Annotated in this window: 10 protein-coding genes; 2 read left to right on the top strand and 8 right to left on the bottom strand. The window is 43.5% G+C overall.

The annotated features are described in order from the left end of the window. Nucleotides 1–133: 133 nt before the first annotated feature. The 6 genes from LNTAR_RS02465 to LNTAR_RS02440 all read right to left on the bottom strand — a co-directional run bounded on the left by LNTAR_RS02465 (nucleotide 134) and on the right by LNTAR_RS02440 (nucleotide 9910). Nucleotides 134–2506: a glycoside hydrolase family 95 protein gene (locus tag LNTAR_RS02465; RefSeq protein ID WP_007277047.1), complete on the bottom strand. Its 2373-nt coding sequence runs from the start codon at nucleotides 2504–2506 to the stop codon at nucleotides 134–136. A 112-nt stretch (nucleotides 2507–2618) separates the two neighbouring features. After that, nucleotides 2619–3341, bottom strand: a complete 723-nt coding sequence (locus LNTAR_RS02460) for a type II secretion system protein (protein ID WP_007277046.1) — start codon at nucleotides 3339–3341, stop codon at nucleotides 2619–2621. 552 nt (nucleotides 3342–3893) lie between these two features. Continuing rightward, nucleotides 3894–5420 (bottom strand): GDSL-type esterase/lipase family protein, encoded by a 1527-nt coding sequence (locus LNTAR_RS24975; RefSeq protein ID WP_007277045.1) that lies wholly within the window; start codon nucleotides 5418–5420, stop codon nucleotides 3894–3896. 110 nt (nucleotides 5421–5530) lie between these two features. Continuing rightward, a complete protein-coding gene (locus LNTAR_RS24970) occupies nucleotides 5531–6334 on the bottom strand; it encodes a type II secretion system protein (RefSeq protein ID WP_007277044.1) in 804 nt (267 codons plus the stop codon). Between the two features lie 167 nt (nucleotides 6335–6501). After that, nucleotides 6502–7368 (bottom strand): alpha/beta hydrolase, encoded by an 867-nt coding sequence (locus LNTAR_RS02445; protein ID WP_007277043.1) that lies wholly within the window; start codon nucleotides 7366–7368, stop codon nucleotides 6502–6504. Nucleotides 7369–7399: 31 nt separating this feature from the next. Next, nucleotides 7400–9910, bottom strand: coding sequence for a sulfatase (locus LNTAR_RS02440; protein ID WP_007277042.1), 2511 nt, complete (start codon nucleotides 9908–9910; stop codon nucleotides 7400–7402). Between the two features lie 315 nt (nucleotides 9911–10225). On the opposite strand from LNTAR_RS02440, the gene LNTAR_RS02435 reads away from it, so the two are divergent. Together LNTAR_RS02435 and LNTAR_RS02430 are read left to right on the top strand one after the other, a co-directional pair. After that, nucleotides 10226–12928, top strand: coding sequence for a DUF1592 domain-containing protein (locus LNTAR_RS02435; protein ID WP_052607289.1), 2703 nt, complete (start codon nucleotides 10226–10228; stop codon nucleotides 12926–12928). Between the two features lie 13 nt (nucleotides 12929–12941). Further along, a complete protein-coding gene (locus tag LNTAR_RS02430; protein WP_007277040.1) occupies nucleotides 12942–14330 on the top strand; it encodes a DUF1552 domain-containing protein in 1389 nt (462 codons plus the stop codon). A gap of 225 nt (nucleotides 14331–14555) precedes the next feature. Here LNTAR_RS02430 and LNTAR_RS02425 read toward each other — a convergent pair whose 3' ends face one another. Further along, the gene (locus LNTAR_RS02425; RefSeq protein ID WP_007277039.1) at nucleotides 14556–15824 is read right to left on the bottom strand and encodes a DUF1552 domain-containing protein; all 1269 of its coding nucleotides are present in this window, start codon (nucleotides 15822–15824) and stop codon (nucleotides 14556–14558) included. Between the two features lie 9 nt (nucleotides 15825–15833). Further along, nucleotides 15834–18680 (bottom strand): DUF1592 domain-containing protein, encoded by a 2847-nt coding sequence (locus LNTAR_RS02420; RefSeq protein WP_007277038.1) that lies wholly within the window; start codon nucleotides 18678–18680, stop codon nucleotides 15834–15836. Nucleotides 18681–18910 lie beyond the last annotated feature (230 nt).

The following is an 18910-nucleotide window of genomic DNA, read 5'->3' as shown; positions in this document are numbered from 1 at the left end:
TGCCCACCTTGAGAGGCAGTTAAAGTGATGAGATTAAATTATCCGCCCCCGGTGGCAGCCGTGCCCCATCCCTGCATGGTGTGCCCATCTTGAGAGGCGGTAAAGTGAGGGTTCTTTTTTGATTTGTCTCAGCTTAAAAGTCGCTTAGTGTGAAAACTTTGCTTTCACCTGCTGCGAGTTTGAGATCTTTTGTCACTGAGCCATAACGAATCTTAGCGGCTTGCCCCTTGAGCGAACGAACCCTGGCTTCTACGAGTTTCCCCTCTTGCCATTTTAGGTCGACTTCAAAAGCACCCCGTGCAAGAAGTCCGGAAACACTGCCGGTACTCCATTCTTTTGGTAGAGCAGGGAGGATTTGTATAAGCGGGCGGGAATCCACAGCTGGACTATCCGGATGACTCTGCATGAGCATTTCGGCGATGCCGGCAGTGAGGCCGAAGTTGGCTTCGATTTGGAAAAGTTTTTTGCCTTTGCCATTTTTAAGAGGTCTGAAGAGGCTCATCATATTATCAAAGCAGTTATCATTGAGCATTTGCTGAACAAAAGTATAGGCCATTTTACTATCGTGAAGCCTCGCCCATAGACTGACTTTCCAGGCATTGGCCCAGCCCGTGCTTTGGCCGACACCGCGACGTTCGAGTAGCTTGCGAGAAGCCTCTGCCATTTCAGGTGTGCCTTCAGGCGTGATTTCGTAATAGGGGTAGAGACCGTAAAGTGGAGAGACATGACGGTGAGTGGGTTCACGTTCCACGTAGGGCTTGAGCCATTCTTGTAAGACGCCATCGGGGGCAATTTGATTGGGCGCTAAACGAGGACGTTTTTCTGCAAGTTCTTTTTGCAGTTCGGCATCAATACCGAGGATTTTTGCGGCGCGTAGAGTATTGCCAAAGAGTTCGCGCAGTTGTTGCATGTCAATTGTTGGACCAGCACAAATTCCGGATCCACCCCGTTTATTTCCGGGGAGTTTAAAACCATTTTCAGGTGAGGCTGAAGGACCAGTTACGAGCCATTTATTTTCGGGTTCTTCCCAGAGATTATGCAAGTAAAAGTCAATTGAACTCTTCATTATGGGATAGACTGATTTTAAAAACTCGCGATCAAGGGTGTAGGCATATTGCTCCCAAAGGTGTTCACAAAGCCAAGCCGGGCCACCGATGTCCATGCCAGCAGGTGCTGTATAGCCCCAAATATTGGTGAGGCGGTGAGCGATCCAGCCGGGTGAGTCGTAGTAAGCCTTGGCCGTTTTTGAACCGGGTTCAACGAGGGAAGCAATGAAATTATTCATCGGCTCCTGCATTTCGACCATGTTGCAGCTCAAGGCCGGCCAGTAATTCATTTGTGTATTGATATTGAAGTGATAGTCGCCGTTCCACATGGTGTGAACCTCCTCGGCCCAAATTCCCTGGAGGTTGGCGGGGAGGCCACCCGGACGTGAAGAACTGATGAGGAAGTAGCGCCCCACATTAAAAAAGAGCGCTGCTAGGGCAGGGTCAGCTTTTCCTTTACGGTAAGCGGCTAAGCGTTGATCTGTAGGGAGCGCACTATTGTGACTCTCTGCGAGATTTAGTTTGACGCGCCTATAGTATTTTTCATGATCGGCTTTTTGCGCTTGGCGCAATTCAGTGAAAGATTTCTTTTCGGCCTTGTCGAGATCTTCACTTGTAGCTTTAAAAGGATCAGAGAGTTGACGACCCGCAATACCGCGGTAATCGGTAGCTGCGGCTAAGAGTAGCATGACTTCTTCTTGTGATTCAACAATGAGCTTATTGCCATCTGCTTTAATTTTGGCATTTGGCGCAATGACACGTAAGCGGGCAACATAAGTGAGTCCATCTTTTTCAAAGCCATCATTGAGGGCACCCGTCATCAACAACTCATGCTTATTGACCACGCTAGTTTTAAAGCGTTCGGGGCGATCCATGGAAATGGAGAATGAAATCGGGCCGGAAAAACGTGAAACGAAGACTTCGTCGGGGGCCGAGACAAAATGTTCACGAGTGAATTGTTGCTTACCAGCTTGGTAATTGACTGTAGCTAGCGCCGAATTTAAATCGAGCTCACGCTTATACTGACTGACTTTTGCTTTATTACCAAGGAATTTGAGATGGATATTTCCCAAAACTTGGTAACGTCCAAAGGCGCTTATGCCTTTGGCATATTTGGGTGCGTTCTTAACTTTAAAAGCCTGCTTCATGAGCTTGTTGGCCTCAGTGAATTTTTCTTCACCAAGAAGCTGACGGATTTTTGCCAGGTGCTTGTAGCCGACGGGAATATTATTTTCAACTTTTGAGCCCGACCAAACTGATTCCTCATTAATGACAATGCGCTCTTCGTCAACATCGCCAAAGACCATGGCACCGAGTCGGCCATTTCCTATGGGAAGGGATTGCTCAAAGCCTTGTGCGGCTTGTTTATACCAAAGCTTATTAGAACTTTCCTGGGCAAGGATAGGGAGTGTTAAAGAGAGAAAAATGAAGTAATGGATACTTCTTTTTAAGAGTTTCACGGGCTTATTCCTTTTGATGCATGATGATAATTTGAGATAGAGGTATCGTTCTTCCACTTCTAATCAGCGGAAGGAAATCGTTTAAAGTGGATGCTTTTGCTATAAGTGGTGTTTAGTCTAAATCCCACATGTCTTCAGAGCCGGCAGCAGCAGTTGAAGTGCTGGCTTCATGGAGATTGCGTACACTGCCATCTGTCGTAGCTAACACCAAAAAACTTGTTTTCTGATGGTAAGAGTGGTAATCACCGACACCAGAATAATTATAATGGGCGCCTGCTTTCCAGCCTTGAGCCCAGGCACCAACATGTTCAAAAACCATAATTGTATTAGAGTGGTTTGCGACTTCGCTTTGAGTTACGGAATCTTGACGCCACATCAGATTGCTGTTGACGCTGTAGGTTCTTATTGGTCGCCCATTTGAGTCAAAATAATCAATTCCAGAAGATGGGCAGTAATAAACTTTAGATCCATTGGCGGGGTCTTCGATTCTACCCGCTTGTGCAACAGCCGTAGTGATGTTGCGACCATCGTATTCGCCTTCTCCTAAAAGGTCATCCCATGTGGTATTGTTACCACCACGACTGTCTCCATGAGTATAATAATCGTCATTATCATCCGGATACATGAGTAATGCTTGAGATATATTTTTTAAATTATTGACACAGACTGATCTCTGGGCATTCCCACGTGCTTTTGAGAGTGACGGGAGAAGTAGAGAGGCGAGAATGCCAATGATGGCGACGACGACTAAGACCTCGATTAGAGTGAATCGTTGTAATTTACTTTTCTTTGTGAACGTATTTTGAAACTTCACTGGATTTGTTTTTTGTCTCATTTTTCACCTGCTTGTCTTAATTAATTAGCCAACTGTATAGAAGTCAAACAAAGTGAAATGATCAGCGTATCTAAGAAAATGAAAAAAAAGTTTATTTTTTTTGTGATGACTCAGTGAACGATGATTCATCCGCCTCCGGTGGCAGGCGGGCCCGTGCGGCAGCAAATTCCCGTTTTTGATGAATTGTAGGGACTCCGTCCCCTTCCCTGCAAGGTGTGCCCACCTTGAGAGGCAGTAAAAGTGCTAAGAGCTTTGAGAGAGAGTCAAGTGCTGAGATGAAGATATTAAATTATCCGCCTCCGGTGGCAGCCGGGCCGGTGTGGCAGCACATTCCCGTTCTCGATGAATTGTAGGGACTCCGTCCCCTTCCCTGCAAGGTGTGCCCACCTTGAGAGGCAGTAAAAGAGATGAGCTAAAGATATTAAATTATCCGCCTCCGGTGGCAGCCGGTCCGGTGCGGCAGCACATTCCCTTTCTCGATGAATTGTAGGGACTCCGTCCCCTCCCCTGCAAGGTGTGCCCACCTTGAGAGGCAGTAAAAGAGCTAAGAGCTTATTGGTCTGCGATAATTTTCTGCTCTTTCAGCCAATTTTTTGCTTCGGAGAACCAGTCGCAGCCACCCATGCCGTGGCCGCCTTTTTCGTAGAGCTTGAGTTCAATTGCGCCACCAGCAGCTTTTAGTCTTTTGTCATATTCCACTCCGCCCATACAGAATTTATCATCTTTGGAGTAAGTGAGGAAAGTGGGAGCCACACTGTTTTTCATGGGGAACATTTCCGCATCAAAATCTTTATCCATTTTGATGCCTTGGAAGTAGGCGGCGCATTGAAGGATGGCAAAGTTTGGCTCGCAGGAAACTTGATCGGCCTCATCAATATCTTCGTAAACTTTTTGATCGTAATTCTGAGTCAAGCGAGCGGAGAGGTGGCCTCCAGCGGAATTCCCGAAGACACCAATATTATTGGGATCAATATTCCACTTTTTGGCATTGAAGCGCACGAGACGAAGCGTTCTTTGCAGGTCTTGAAAGGCTTGGTCAGCTTTGTCGGGAATGCTATACCTATGGACAAATACGGTGATGCCCAAGTCGTTCCACTCTTTAATATGTTCTTTTGTAGGGATACCAAGGACTTTATATGCACCACCAGGGTTGTAGATGAGAGCTACTGCGGGCTTGTCAGTTTTAGCGGGATAGACAGTGAGGTAGGGGTCTTTTACTCCACAAAGTTGTTTGCGTCCGCGACGATCGCGGAAAACTAATTTGAGACGATTTTCTTCGCTACCAACTCGTTCAATGGGCCAAAGGCGAATGATGGGAGCTTGCTGCGAATTCAGTTTTTTTTCTGAGCTAGGGCTTTTTGCGCTCTTCGCAGAATCATATTTTGCTAAGATGGCATTGAGGGCCTTGCCCCAAGCTGCATAACCTTCATTACTCAAATGAAGACGGTCGCGACCATAAAGCGCGGTTTTCAGTTCACCATTCTCTTCCTGAAAAATTGCTGTTAAGTCATGGTGAAAGACTTGCTTATCATCAGCGATGGCAGGAATGAGTTTATTTAAAGCTTGAACTTCTTTATAATCTTCACCTTTGCCCCTTGAGTGATGACGAGGAAAGACAGAAAAGAGCAGGACCTTAGTTTCGGGAAGGCGCTTTTTAAGTTCAGAAACAATAGCTTTGATTCCCGAGGCAATATCTGCGACTTGGTTACTGCTAATATTATTAGTGCCAATCATAATGGTCACGAATTTGGGTGAGAGGCCATCAATTTCGCCATTTTGAATTCGCCACAGAACATTTTGGGTGCGATCTCCGCCAAAGCCTAGATTGAGGACTTTATAGGGCGCAAAAACTTTGGGATAAGTTTTTTGCTTCTCCCAAAAATGAGTGATGGAATCACCAATCATCACGAGATCGATTCCGCCTTTTTGGGCTTCGGCAAGTTTTTCTTGATGGCGTGGTGTCCACCATTGATGACGGCCTTTTTGAGGGCTTGTTGTTCCTGCGGAATTAGCAAAAGTATTTAGAGAAAATAAAAGTAGCAAGAGCAAAAATTTTGAGAGTATAAGAGTAGATTTCATATATTTACTTTAGTTGAGATTTTATTTATAAATTTAGGGGCCAACAAGAACTGAATCTTCGTGGAAATTGTAATTATTGATAATTTGGGCTCGAGTTAACAGTGCGGTCTTTATCTGCCAGCATCCCACATGGTTCCTATAGTTGTAGTTGGGGACAAACCAAGCAATGTTTGTGTGGGAACCATGGCTTGGGCACTACCGTCAACCATTGAATAATTATACTTATTTTTATGAGCAATCGGCAAGGCAGGGTTTGGGGTGTAATAATAACCTACCTGTTGATTGCCAACATAATTCCCATAATGAGCTCCCATGCGGTTTGCGCTCCAAAAAAACTCTGTGAGCAGAATGGTTTGAGAGGGATTACTTATTTCATTAACTTTTCGTGCCACGAAATCATCAAAATTTAACACACCGTTACTCGCTTTATACGCCGTAATTCCAAGAGCTGTAGCATGACCTGGTATATATGTCGTCATTGCATAAGATTTTTTAGGCCAGCTAGCATTATTACGTTCAATAGTATCCCCGGGGCAAACATAGAGGGCGTTATCCGTATTAGAGTTTAAGTTAAGTTTCATTTCCGTTGATGTAAGGGGGGCGCGACCATCATAGCCAGAAATAAGGTCATCCCAACTTACAATGTTACTATTAGTACTTTTAAATGTAAGTGGATATTTACCATCATTATCATCAATATAATTATATAAGGCATAGTTTAATTGTTTGAGTTGGCTAAGACAAACAGCTTGTCGAGCTTTGTCGCGTGACTTAGATAAACTGGGCAAAAGAAGACTCGCCAAAATACCAATGATGGCGACCACAACTAAGAGTTCGATGAGGGTGAATCTTTTTAATTGACTTGCTTTTTTGTAAGCCAAAACGGGCTTAGTCGGTTTTTGGTTTTGTCTCATTTTTCACCTGTTTGTCTTTAGAGATTAAGTCTCTTATAAGGAGTCAAACAAAAGAAAACCCGAGGCGTATCTAAGAAAATGATAAAAAGTCCTTATTTTTATATCTTAGTCAAACTGACGACTTAGGAGTGGGACTCAAGTATCAGACTTGAGATGGCGATTTTTGTTTAAAAACCAAAGACTTTTAAGGCTTCGTAAGAACGATTGAGCCAATCGCCGACATGCTTATTTTTTTTATGGCATGGACGAGCACCGAAGCCGTGTCCCACTTTTGCGAAGATATGCAGTTCGGCGGGGATATTCATGGTGCGGAGCTTATGGTAAATAGCGACGGAATTCATAGGGGAATACTGATCAGTATCGCCGTGAATAAGGCACATGGGAGGCGTCTTGGCATCAAACTTAAAGTCTTTCACCAGAGTGGAATTATTTCCTTTACCCTTGTTAGGACCATTGGAACCGTCTTCCAAAACATAGGCGGGATAAACGGGAACGGCGTAGTTGATGTGACAGGGCAATTTATCGAGTTCATCGATGGCTTGGTAAGCGGGAGTTTGTGAACTCGTTGCGGTCATTAGGGTGAGGTGACCGCCGGCGGAGAAGCCCAAGGCCGCAATTTTTTCTGGGTTGATTTTCCATTTGCTAGCATTGGAACGAACCACGCGCACGGCACGCTGAGCATCTTGCCATGCAGTCATGTGTTTGGCTTGTCCTTTGGGACGAGGAACACGGTATTTGAGCACGACAGCATTAATGCCCTTATCATTAAAGTACTTGGCAACTTGCCAGCCTTCGTGATCAATAGCTAAACCATGATACCCCCCGCCAGGAAAGATGAGCACAAGTGAATCGGATAGCTGTTTTTTGGCTTGAAAGAAGTAGAGGCGAGGCGCTTTTTTGTCATCGCTTTCACCCGGAGCGAGTTGTGGCCAAAGCCTGAGTTCTTGTTTATCTAGCGCCTGAGAACTCAGACAAAGAGTGAACATGATGGCGAGGAAAAAGTGGTTTAAGTGCTTTCGCGTAGGTGAGGTCATGTTTAATTATCCTAAATGTTTTTAAATATTTTTAGTCTTGAGTGCGAATGATAAGATTATCAAAATAAATACTGCTACCCTCATTTCCCAATCCCACAAAGCCGATTAAATCGGGCATGTTGAAGTGATATTGAAGGTAAGGAATTTCGGCGCTTAGAGAATCACCATTTGCGCTCGTAGCAGAAAGTTTAAAAAAGTGCGTGTTCTTTGACCCGGTGTGAAAAGAGAGGTCAAATTTATACCACACTCCCGGTGAGATTGGGATGACGGGGCGGCCGTTAGCTTTTATCGCGCCTTTTTCTAAAGTGAGTTCAGTTAGGATGCGGCGTTCACCCGAGCTATGATCTCGCAAAACGAGGCTAAGTTTTCCCGGTTTGTCTTCATCGAGTTTAAAATTAAAGGAAATGAGGAACTGGCTATTGATATCCATGGAGGGGATTTTGAGTCCATAGCTGAGCATGGGCATCCAGTCTTGTTTGAGTTCTTTTGACTCAAAGAATTGAAGGCTTTGGGAACCCGAGGCGGAATCATTTTTGCTGAGGCTGAGGCCTTGGGTAAAAGATAGATCTGTGGGAAGTTCAGCGGCTTCAAAATCTTCACTGATAAAGACCTTGCCCTTGAGCTTCTTGATTTGAGTGAACTCATCTTGGAAATTTATGGGGGGACCTTTTTTGAGTGGGGCTAAATCGGCTTTAAGGGCTTGTGTACTGAAGCTCGAGCCTAATTTTCTACGTTGGATATTATCGAGCTCTGGATAGATCGCCAGGAAATTATTTTCATCAATGAGGTTGAGGTAATAATGACTCGTTTGGGCTGGTAGAGTGACTAAGACTTTATTATCGTCAAGTATTTTTGCTGAAAGTCGCAACCACTCTTCATCACGGCTGCCGCCATTGGGAGTGTACATGAGGTCGGCTTTGACGACTTGAGCGCCATTGCTTTGGTACGTGAACTGGACTTGATCACCGATAAGTTGATGGGAGAGCACTTTGGGAGCCTTTTCTTTATTGGCCAGTGGACCACTGAAATTGGGGTTGCCATAGGGGAGGCGACCGCCCATTTCTGCTATTGTATTAGCTAATTGTGTATTTAACTCCTGAACTTTTTCAGGCATTTGATTCGCGAGATTGATTTTCTCTTCTATGTCACGACGCTGAGGACTCGCTTTAGGACCTTGATAAAGTCGATAAAGTTCAGGTGCCTTATTGTCATTGTAATAACGAATGAGTTTATAATCGCCGATGCGAATCGCACTGGCACTTTGAGATTGAGGGAAATGCCATAATAGGCTATCGCGAACCTTGCCCTGTGAATTCACAATGAGCTCAGCCTTATTGACATTGTTTTTCAAAAGCGGCGTTAGATCACAGCCATCAAATTTTTTGCCTGGGGGCTTTGGAGCTCCAATGAGTGAGAGGATGGTGGGATAAAGGTCCAAGCCATTGACCATGACTTGGCTTTCTGCTTGCTGAGAAATACCTGGGCCCGAAATAATAAAGGGCACGCGAACACCGCCTTCTTTAATCGAGATTTTTCCGTGATCAAGTGGGTAGTTATCGGTATAGATCTCGCTAGAAGTTCCTTCCATGCCACCATTATCAGAAGTGAAAATGATATAGGTGTTTTCCACGAGTTTGTGTCCCGGCCAGCGCGGGTCATCGGTTTCTTCTAAGTGAGTGAAGACTTGCCCGAGGTAGTAATCCAGTTGTTCTACCATGGCGCAGTAAAAGGGGTTGCTTTGACCTTTTTTCGACCAAGTCTTCTTGTGCTCATCCCTTAGCGTAAGGCCTAATTTCTTTTCATATTTTTTTAAGAGCGCTTCACTGCGCATTACTAAGGGAGAATGAACGAGCCAGGTTGCATAATAAAGAAAGAAGGGCTTGTCTTGGTTCTCTTTAATGAAGGTCATTGCCCCTTCTTGTGGTTGGTCGAAGGGCATGCCATTTTCATCTAAACGGTAGGGGTCTTTAGGATCATTGGTGGCAAAACCGCTGAGTCGATCGGGTAGCATAGGGACCTGCACACCGCGCTTGTGCACGGAGTAATCGAAACCGTGATGAAAGGGCTGTGGGTAGGCGTAGTGGTTTTTAGAGATGTGCCACTTGCCACTATGGCCGGTGCGATAGCCCTGTGCTTTCATGGCTTCAGCTAAAGAAAAAGTTTTTAGAGGCATGCGCGAGCTATACCAGGGTTGGATTTGCGCTGAATTTGTCGGATGCCCAGCGTGAGGAGGGAAACCACCGGCAACGCTGGTCATTTCTCCTCGTGCAGGATGATGACCACTGAGAATGGCGGCACGGCTAGGAGCACATACGGGGGCGGGAGAGTAAGCCTGCCAGAATTTGACGCCCTTTTTTGCCAAGGCATCGAGGTTTGGCGTTTCCATTGGAGAAGGCGCGCCAATGTCGTAACATTTGACGTCTTGCCAGCCGAGATCATCAACTAAAATAAGTACGATATTCGGCTTTTTAGGTCGTGTTTGATCAGCCCAGCAAGTCAGTGTGAGTGCGCAAAGAACTGCGAAAAAGTATTTTTTGTCCATCTATGTCTCCAAGAGCTTGGTGGCTCAATCTTAAGTTGTTTGGAACTCTTGCTTCGCTCAAGTCAGTCGACTTGTATGAGCGCTTTAAGTGAAGGGTTCTTTATTCTTATTAACAAGGAAAATAATGTCTTGCTTCAGGAGAAGTGCATAAATGCACATGTTTTTCGGAGGATTTTTACCTTGGATGATAAGTGCTGGTGTGATAAGAGCATATTTTTGTTCTTTTTAAGATTTTCATACTTTTTTCTTCATTCTTATGATGCACTTAAGTTTTTCAATTGTTTAATGAATTAAATAGCAACAATTAGGTAGAAAATGATTTTTAGGAAAATACAGACTTGTTTAATATGTGTAGCGCTGAGTTTTTCGGCATTCGCTAATGATTCACTCGTGGATTTAGAAAAACTTAGGTCCCAGGGAAGAGAGCGCTCAGAATTGCTTCGGGGTAAGGCCAAGAAAATCAATTATCAAGATAAAGAAATCGTGGCAGATATTCACACTTTCAAAAAGAAGATTTACCCGATTCTCCAAGAAAACTGTCTCGATTGTCATGGTCCTAAAAAATCTAAAGGGAGATTTAGAGTCGATACTTTGGATGCGGATTTGCTCAAAGGAAAAGACATCAATGATTGGCTTGAAGTCTTTGATGTATTAACGAATCAAGAAATGCCTCCAGAAGATGAGCCTGATTATCATTTAGAGGGTGAAGACCGTAGTTTGGTGATTAATTGGCTTGGTGAGGAAATGAACAAAGCCAAGCAAGTCAAACGCGAGGATAATCCCCAAAGTTCCTTCCGCCGTATGACCAAAATCGAGTACAATTATGCTTTGCAAGATCTACTTGGAGTCGACTTTAGTTTTGCGGATGACTTAGCACCTGAAACGGTTTCTGAAGATGGCTTCTCCAATAGCTCAGAGCACTTGAAGATGACGGCGATGCAATTTCAGACTTATCACGAACTCGGTCTAAAGGCATTAAAAAAAGTGACAATAAAGGGGCCACAACCCAAGCCGATGACTTATCGTATTTCACCTCAAGATTTGATGGAACTCTCGCAAAAGAATCTTTCTGGTAGATTGAAATCTCAGCTCAAAAAGAAAGCGGACAAGCTCAAAAAAGCAGGCAAAAATCAGGAAGCTGAAGAAGTCCTCAAGCAAGACATTATTGGCATTGATCTTAAAAATAATAAAAGTGACGATACACGCGGGGTTCATATTCTTGATTTAGAAACGGGGCGAGGCTGGGCCTATCGCTATGGCTACAGTCGTGCACGTTGGGCGATTAAACCCGATCAAGAAAAACCGGAGGCATCATCATCGTCCGTCCGTGCGGTCATTCCTTGGGCTTATGATTTGAAATTGGATTTAGGTAATTTTCTTCCCAATCAAGGTAATATGAGAGTGAAGGTTCGTGCGGGACGTGATCAAATCAAAGATAATGAATACTCCAGCATAGAGCTACTATTTGGCGGGCAAACGAGTAATAATGCCAACTTTATTACGCGTGCGACAGAGGAGAATTTATTAGTCAAAGGTACAAAGGAAAAACCACAAACCGTACAATTTGAAATTGCTTTAAGTGAAATGCAAAGGAACCCCTTTTTAAGGACGGGAGTTCTAGGAGAAACTCCGACACCATCTGAAGTTTTAACGATCAAGCACCATAGCAATGGCCAGAGCCAATTACTCATTGATTCCATAGAAATATCTGCACCGATCTACGAACAGTGGCCACCTCAATCACATCAGGATATTTTTATTGCGAGTAAAGACAAAAGCAATGAAGAACAATATGCACAAGAAGTGATTCAGAACTTCGCAGAAAAAGCTTGGTGCCGGAAATTGAATCAAGATGAACTTCGTCCTTTAATCAATTTATATAAAGGTTTCCGTCCACGCTTCAAAGATTTTGATGATGCCGTCTTAGAAGTCTTGGCGACAATTTTGGCTTCACCAGAGTTCCTTTACATTGCTCAAGGTGAGTCGATGGTAGCAGAAAATCAAAAATCAAATGATCTTGGCCTCGCTCATCGCCTCTCACATTTTTTATGGAAGAGTCGTCCAGATAAGCATTTAATTGATTTGGCACGAGCGGGAAAATTGAGCGATAAAGCGGTACTCAATCATCAAATTGAACGGATGTTAACTGACCCGAAGGCCGATCGCTTTGTCAAAAATTTTGTGGAAGAGTGGCTGGGTGTTGAGGCATTAGAAAACGTCATATTTGATAAAAAGGTTTTTACCTCCTACCGTGCTGAACTAAAGGAAGACATGAAAAAAGAAATCGTCTTTTATTTTGCTGAGGTCCTAAAAAATAATGGCTCGATTATCGATTTCTTGCACTCCGATTATCTCGTGATTAATGAGCGCCTAGCTAAGCATTATGGCATAGAGAATATATACGGGGAAGAATTTCGCCGTGTCAAATTAAATAATAATTATCAAAGAGGTGGTTTGTTGACTAGCTCGGGACTCTTAGCGATGAATAGCAATGGCAAGGAATCAAACCCTCTAAAGCGCGGGATATGGATGTTGGAAAATGTCCTGCATGATCCCCCACCACCCGCACCCCCAAATGTGCCAGAAGTTGATCTCACGGACCCGAAGATTTTGCAAATGACCTTGAAGGAAAGAATGGAAGACCACCGCAATCACGATGCCTGCCGTTCATGTCATGCCAAAATTGATCCTTGGGGCATCGCCTTTGAGAATTATGATGCGCTCGGGCAATTTAGAGATAAGCAAAAGGGCAAGCCCATTGATGCGAGTGCGACACTTTTCAATAAACATCAATTAGATGGAATTAAAGGCTTAAAAGCTTACTTATTAAGCGATAGGCAGGATCAATTTACGGAGGCGATGATCTATAAAATGACGGCGTATGCCCTGGGTCGGTCGCTATCCTTTAATGATAAATCAGAACTTGAAGAAATGGGCCGCCAGTTGCGCCAGAGTGGTGATGGCCTTAAAGATATGATTAGTATTATAATCACGAGTCAACTTTTTTTGAACAATTAAACCTGGAGTTAAAATGACTATACAGAAATTAAATCGTAGAACTTTTTTACAGGGCACAGGAATTGCTTTAGCCCTTCCATGGTTTGAAAGTTTCGCAGCAAAAAATAGTCAAGGAAATGTGCCAAAGCGTTTTGTTAGTATTTATCATCCCGATGGCGTGGGACTGCCTTTAAAAGAAGATCCAGCTTGGAAAGATTGGAGTTGGTTTCCACAGGGTGGTGAGAAAGATTTTCGACTCAGTAAAGTCTTAGATGTTCTAGAGCCGCTGCGTCAAGATATAACAATTTATTCTGGCCTATCGCATCCCACTGCGCGCAATGTGCATGGGCACTCGAATGCGGATCAATACCTTACGGGAGCACCTGTGGGTGGCTTTGGACCTTATAAAAATTCTATTTCTTTAGATCAGGTCTATGCAGATGTGATAGGCGAAGAAACTCGTTATTCATCCTTAGTTTTATCGACTAATGGGGGGACTGGAGCCCCAAGAGGTAGCCACACTCAATCCTTCAATCATCAAGGCCGAGCCATTCCTGCGATGAGTAAGCCCAAGCAAATTTTTGATTCACTCTTTGTGATTCAAGGCAAGGATGCACGAGATAAGTTGGCGAGAACCAAGAGCTCACTCGATTATTTAATTTCGAGCACGCGCGCCATGAAGAAGAAATTATCTGCACATGACCGTCAAACTCTTGAACAGTACTTAGACTCTGTAAGGGATACCGAGATTAAACTTGTCAAAGCTCAAAAGTGGATCGATGAGCCGATGCCAAAAGTCGATGGTAGCCAATTGAATTTAGATGTGGATCCAAAGCAAGCGCGCCTCTATTTGCAAACCATGTACGAACTCATGTACCTCGCCTTTGTGAATGATTCGACGCGTGCGATCACTTATCAAATGGGTCGCGAAAATGGCGAAGGTCCTCATGATTTATTAGCTCAATCAGTAGGTTTTCCAAATGCACATTCTTTAACCCACGATGTTAAAAAACCTGGGGGCTGGAAAAATTTAGGTCTGTATAATCGTTTTCAAGCAGAAGAATTTGGGCGCTTTGTACAAAAATTAAAAGACACACCAGAAGTAAATGGCGAAGGCAATATGCTCGACAATACTTTTGCTATGCATGGTTCGGCATCGAGTAGTTTCCATCTATCGAGAAACTATCCAATTATCTCTGCGGGGGGTGCAAAACTTGGCTTTAAAAATGGTCGCTACCTCAAGTTTGGTAAAGGCAATGAAGATAACCAAGCAGGAGCAGGCCAGACGAGTGATGCGGTATTTAAAGGTGATGTTACAGTTGAAGAAGAGCCCTTAGCTCATCTTTATGTCAACATCCTTCAGCGTCTGGGTGTAGTGACGGATGAGTTCGCAGGCTATAAGGGTGGTTTAAGGGGCGTTTGAGTCTGAGTTACATGTGCATGTGGGGCTAATAAAGTTTCATCGTTTCACGATGATTTATCCGCCTCCGGTGGCAGCCGGGCCCGTGCGGCAGCATCTTCCTATTTTCGATGAATTGTAGGGACTCCGTCCCCTTCCCAGCAAGGTGTGCCCACCTTGAGAGGCGGTAAAATGTTAAGACAAAGATATTAAATTATCCGCCTCCGGTATGGCTGAGTGGCAAGACCTTTAAGTCAGTAAATCTGGGATGGATCCGGTACTAGAACTGAAGCTTTTGATGGGGATGCCTGTTTCTTGTAGTAGGGTGAGCCAGACGTTCTGTAGGGGCGTTGCTTTGGGGAGTTTGATACTCTCGCCTAGACGCAAATTGTTAATGGCACCACCAGAAAGGATAACAGCAAAATCTTTTATTGTATGGGTATTGCGAATATTAGAACCATAAGCAAGCATGCTGGTGTCGTAGAGATTAAGTCCATCTTTGTCTTTGGTGCTTTTTAGTTTTCCGATGAAATAGCTTAGGAGTTCCATACATTTATGATCCCTTTGTTTGGCCCACACTTCTCGCTCTGGGGAGATTTGGTAGTGGGATAAGCTATGAACGGGAACACTGAGACCCATGCTAGAGAGAACGGATTGCGAGGGCATCATATAAGTAATGACACGCGTTTGATCCGTTTGTAGAGCGAGACAGATCATATCAAACATGAGTTTAACTTCTGCCTCCCCATCGACTTCTTTAGGGTGTTTGAAGCTAGCCTTGGGTTTTGGGATTTTGGACCATTCGATTTGTTTTTTAAGGCTGAGTTCAATCTCGCGTATGGATTGAAAGTACTCGTCGAGCTTTTCTTGATCGTTTTTCGCCAAGTTACGGTTAAATGATGAGATATTGAGTTTCATAGCATCGAGAATGCTGCGCTCTTCTTTAATACGGTTTAAAATTTGCGCCTGTGATTCATGCTTCGAAAAAAGTGTATTGTAGAGTTCGAGTGAAGTATTGAGGCCACTTATAGGTTTTCCGTGAAAATTCCATGCCATTGAACTCACGCCTGAGCCGTGACCGCTAGCTCTTTCTTTTGTGGAGAGAGTGATACTCCCATAGCGGGTATCTTTAGAAAGCTGACTCGCGGCAATTTGATCACAGGAAACAGTGTTTTTGAAAGCCCTTGGATTTATGTATGAGGCGCCAGTTAAAAAGGTGAGGCTTCCTTGGTGAGGATTCGTGGCTCCAAGGTTTTCCAGGTTTCCCAAGAGACTAATATCATTCTGATGTTTTTTTAGGGGACTCATGCCCTCTGTAAGTCCGATCTCTGAAAATTTTCCTGCCTGAGTGGGGTAAAAAGATTTACCCACAAAGCCATAACCCTGACCAAGGAAAATCATGCGTTTGATAGCTTTGTTTGAAGCCTTAGCGGCAAAAGTTTCCAAATGAGGTAGAGCTAGAAAAGCACTCGCAGATTGGAGAAATGAGCGCCTAGAAAATTGTGTAATTCGATTCATTGGTTTCTCCTATTTTGTCCTAAAAGTTTCTGACGCGATAAGTTGATAAATCATATTTTTTATGGGGTAATTATCTTTTTCTAAGATGAGTAAATTTTGATGGATTTCCTCTTCATCAATAAATTCGATTTCGCGGCCAATTCCATAGGCAAGCATCGATGAATAAAGTGATTCGGCCAATTTACCTTTGTTTTTCAAGAGGGCGTTTTTAAAGCCTGCAAAATCTTGAAACTCTTCTCCTTCTGAAATGTAGCCACTCGCATCAATAGCTAATTTTTTACCTCGCGATCTTTTCTTTCCTTTGACTCGTTTTGTGTCGGCCCCAATAGTTTCACTATCTCGCCAGCGCCCGAGGTAATCAAAATTTTCCAGCCCTAGACCTATGGGATCAATTTTGGCGTGACAGGAAGAGCATTGCGGAAGTTCCTGATGATGTTTCACTAAATCTCTTACCGAGAATTGCCCTTGCCTCGTATTATCAATTTCTGGGACATTCGCCGGCGGTGGCGGCGGGGGATCATGAAGAAGACTTTCTCTTATGAGAGTGCCCCGAATAGAGGGCGAAGTACGCGAGGCGGCGCTCCCCATGATATGGAAGGCAGCTTGGCCCAAGAGTCCTCCGCGGGGGTTATTGGCGGGCAGAGCAACTTTTTGGAAACCGGAAAACTCCCCTTCTATCTTATAGTAATCCGCGAGAGTTTGATTGAGGACGACAAAATCGGAATCAATAAGTTTATCGACGGGCAGATTTTCTTGGACGAGAACTTTGAAGTATTCACTCAATTCTTGTCGTGCGGATTGCTGAAATGTACCGAGTAATTTGTTGGGTAAATCGACTTCATCATAGCGCTCCATGCCAATCCATTGATTAATGAAACCTTCGATAAATTGACTTGCTTTGGGCGACTTTATCATACGTTCAAATTGTGTTTCCAAGATTTCTTGATCGTAGAGTTTATTAGCCTTAGCGACTTTGTAGAGCGCCTCATCGGGGGGGCTACTCCATAAAAAGTAAGCGAGACGAATGGCAAATTGTTCTTGATCGAGAGGGGCTCTTTGTCCTTCATTAGTCTCTTTAATATAAAGGAATGAAGGAGATGAGAGGATCATGGCTAAGGGGGTGCTGAAAGAGTCGATGAAATTTTTTCCTGAGGTCTTTTTTGACTTATATATATCGACTAAAGCTTTTATGTAATTATCATCGACCTCTTGATGTCGGAAGGCGCGCTGAGCAAATTTTTTGAAGACTTGGCTTAGCTCAAAATCATTGAGTTCCTTCTTTTTTAGTAGGGGCTTAAATAAATTTTCAGAAAAAGAACTTTGTGCTTCAAAAGGTCCCTCAAGCTCCTCAGACTCAATATAAATTCCCTTAATTTTTTCCATGGAAAAGCCGATACGTTGTCTTAATTCTAGGGTGTCAGTAGTGAATGAAAACTCATAATTTTGTACTTTTGTCGAAGCTTTAAAATTCAGTGTGCCAATCATTTTATCTTGTGCATAAACCTTTATATCGACAGCGCTTTTACTGCTGCCATGGATCCGATAAATGTATCGAGCCCCTGGTTTTAGAGCTACATTGCGCCCAAAACGGGGCGTGAATTCGCTGGTAACACCCGTTTTATGAAGTTCGATATCAAGATATTTCTTCGGAGCTGCAATAGCTTTTTCATATCTCATTTTAAATAACTTCACCTGACCAGCATCGCCTAGACCTATTTTTTCCATTGAGGCACCGGAATTTATAAGAGCCATGGTTTTTTCTAATTTATCTAAAGCTTTTTTCTGACGTGCATAAGCTCTACCAGCGGGTGCAAATTTAGATTTTTTTGGATTTTTCGAGTCTATTGAATATGATTTTAGGGCTTGTGTCATGATTTCAGTCCCGACTTTCATGTAGGTGTTATAAGTACGTGAAGAGAAAAATTGGTCGGCGCCATTAGTATCAAAATTGGGGCTCAGCTCATTATCTAAGTAATTATCAGGTAATTTAAGACCAATGAGGTCCTCAATACTGCCGTAATATTCTCTTTTGTTGAGGTGACGCATGGCAATCATTCCCCCTGTGGAGGAGAGGCGTTTGCGAGCTAAAAGGACTTGCCCAGTAATTAATGAAATGGCATTGGAGAGCTCTTTAGTGTGGGGTTGATCTGCTTTTTTGGGAGGCATTTCCCCCACATTGAGTACGTCGAGGATATCTGACCACATATAAACTGAGTCGTGTTGAACCATGTTAAAGTCGATATTATCGAGACGAATTTCGCCTTTTTGCTTTTCTTCATTATGGCAATCTAGGCAGTACTTCTCCATAAAGGGCTTGATCTGCATGATCATTTCTTTTTGAGCAAGCAATTCCTTTTCTGAGAACTGAAGGACTTCGCTTCCAGCTTTGAGAGCACTGCTGGAAAGCTCAGTTTTTGTTAAATTCGAGGAAATTTTATTTTTGAAGATTAGGCTTCCAGCAATAAGGCCAATAATGAGTAAACCAAAGATCATCGGGAGTATTTTTTTTTTCTTTGGAGCCACAGCTCTTGGCGTGCGTGATTTTATTCTGTTTGAACTTTGGCTACACTTTGTTTTTTTGCCTGCTGAAAATGATTTCTTTTTCTTAGCTTTTAATGGGGGCAGAACTTCCAGTTCCTCTGAATCGAGGGTAAGGGCTTCGTCTGTTGATTCACTTTCTAGTGAATTTGAATCTTCATTGAGTAAGTCGAGTTCAATATCTTGGCTAGGTGGAGTCTCAGGGCCTGGAGGGACTAAAATATTATGACTGCAGGAGGGGCACTGAATTTCAGTGCCATAGATTTCTTCTGTGGCACTGAGCTTTTGAGTACAATGCTCGCAGTAAAATTTAATCATGTGTAGTAATCACCCTGAGTCTAATCATGTACTTATACACAATGTTTTTTTCGACTTGTTACAAATACCAAACAAGATAAATAGGAGAACGTATCTAGTAAGCGGAAAATAGATTTAAAATAAGTTTTCAGATCGCTACTTTGAAAGACCGCTGCGCTGAAAGATCGCTTCGCAAGCTCACTGAAAGACCGCTGCGCTGAAAGATCGCTTCGCAAGCTCACTGAAAGACC

The sequence above is a fragment of the Lentisphaera araneosa HTCC2155 genome, from assembly GCF_000170755.1.
Lineage (GTDB): Bacteria > Verrucomicrobiota > Lentisphaeria > Lentisphaerales > Lentisphaeraceae > Lentisphaera > Lentisphaera araneosa.
The sequence above is the reverse complement of the archived record's forward strand: the minus strand, read 5'-3'. Positions and strand labels throughout refer to the sequence as shown.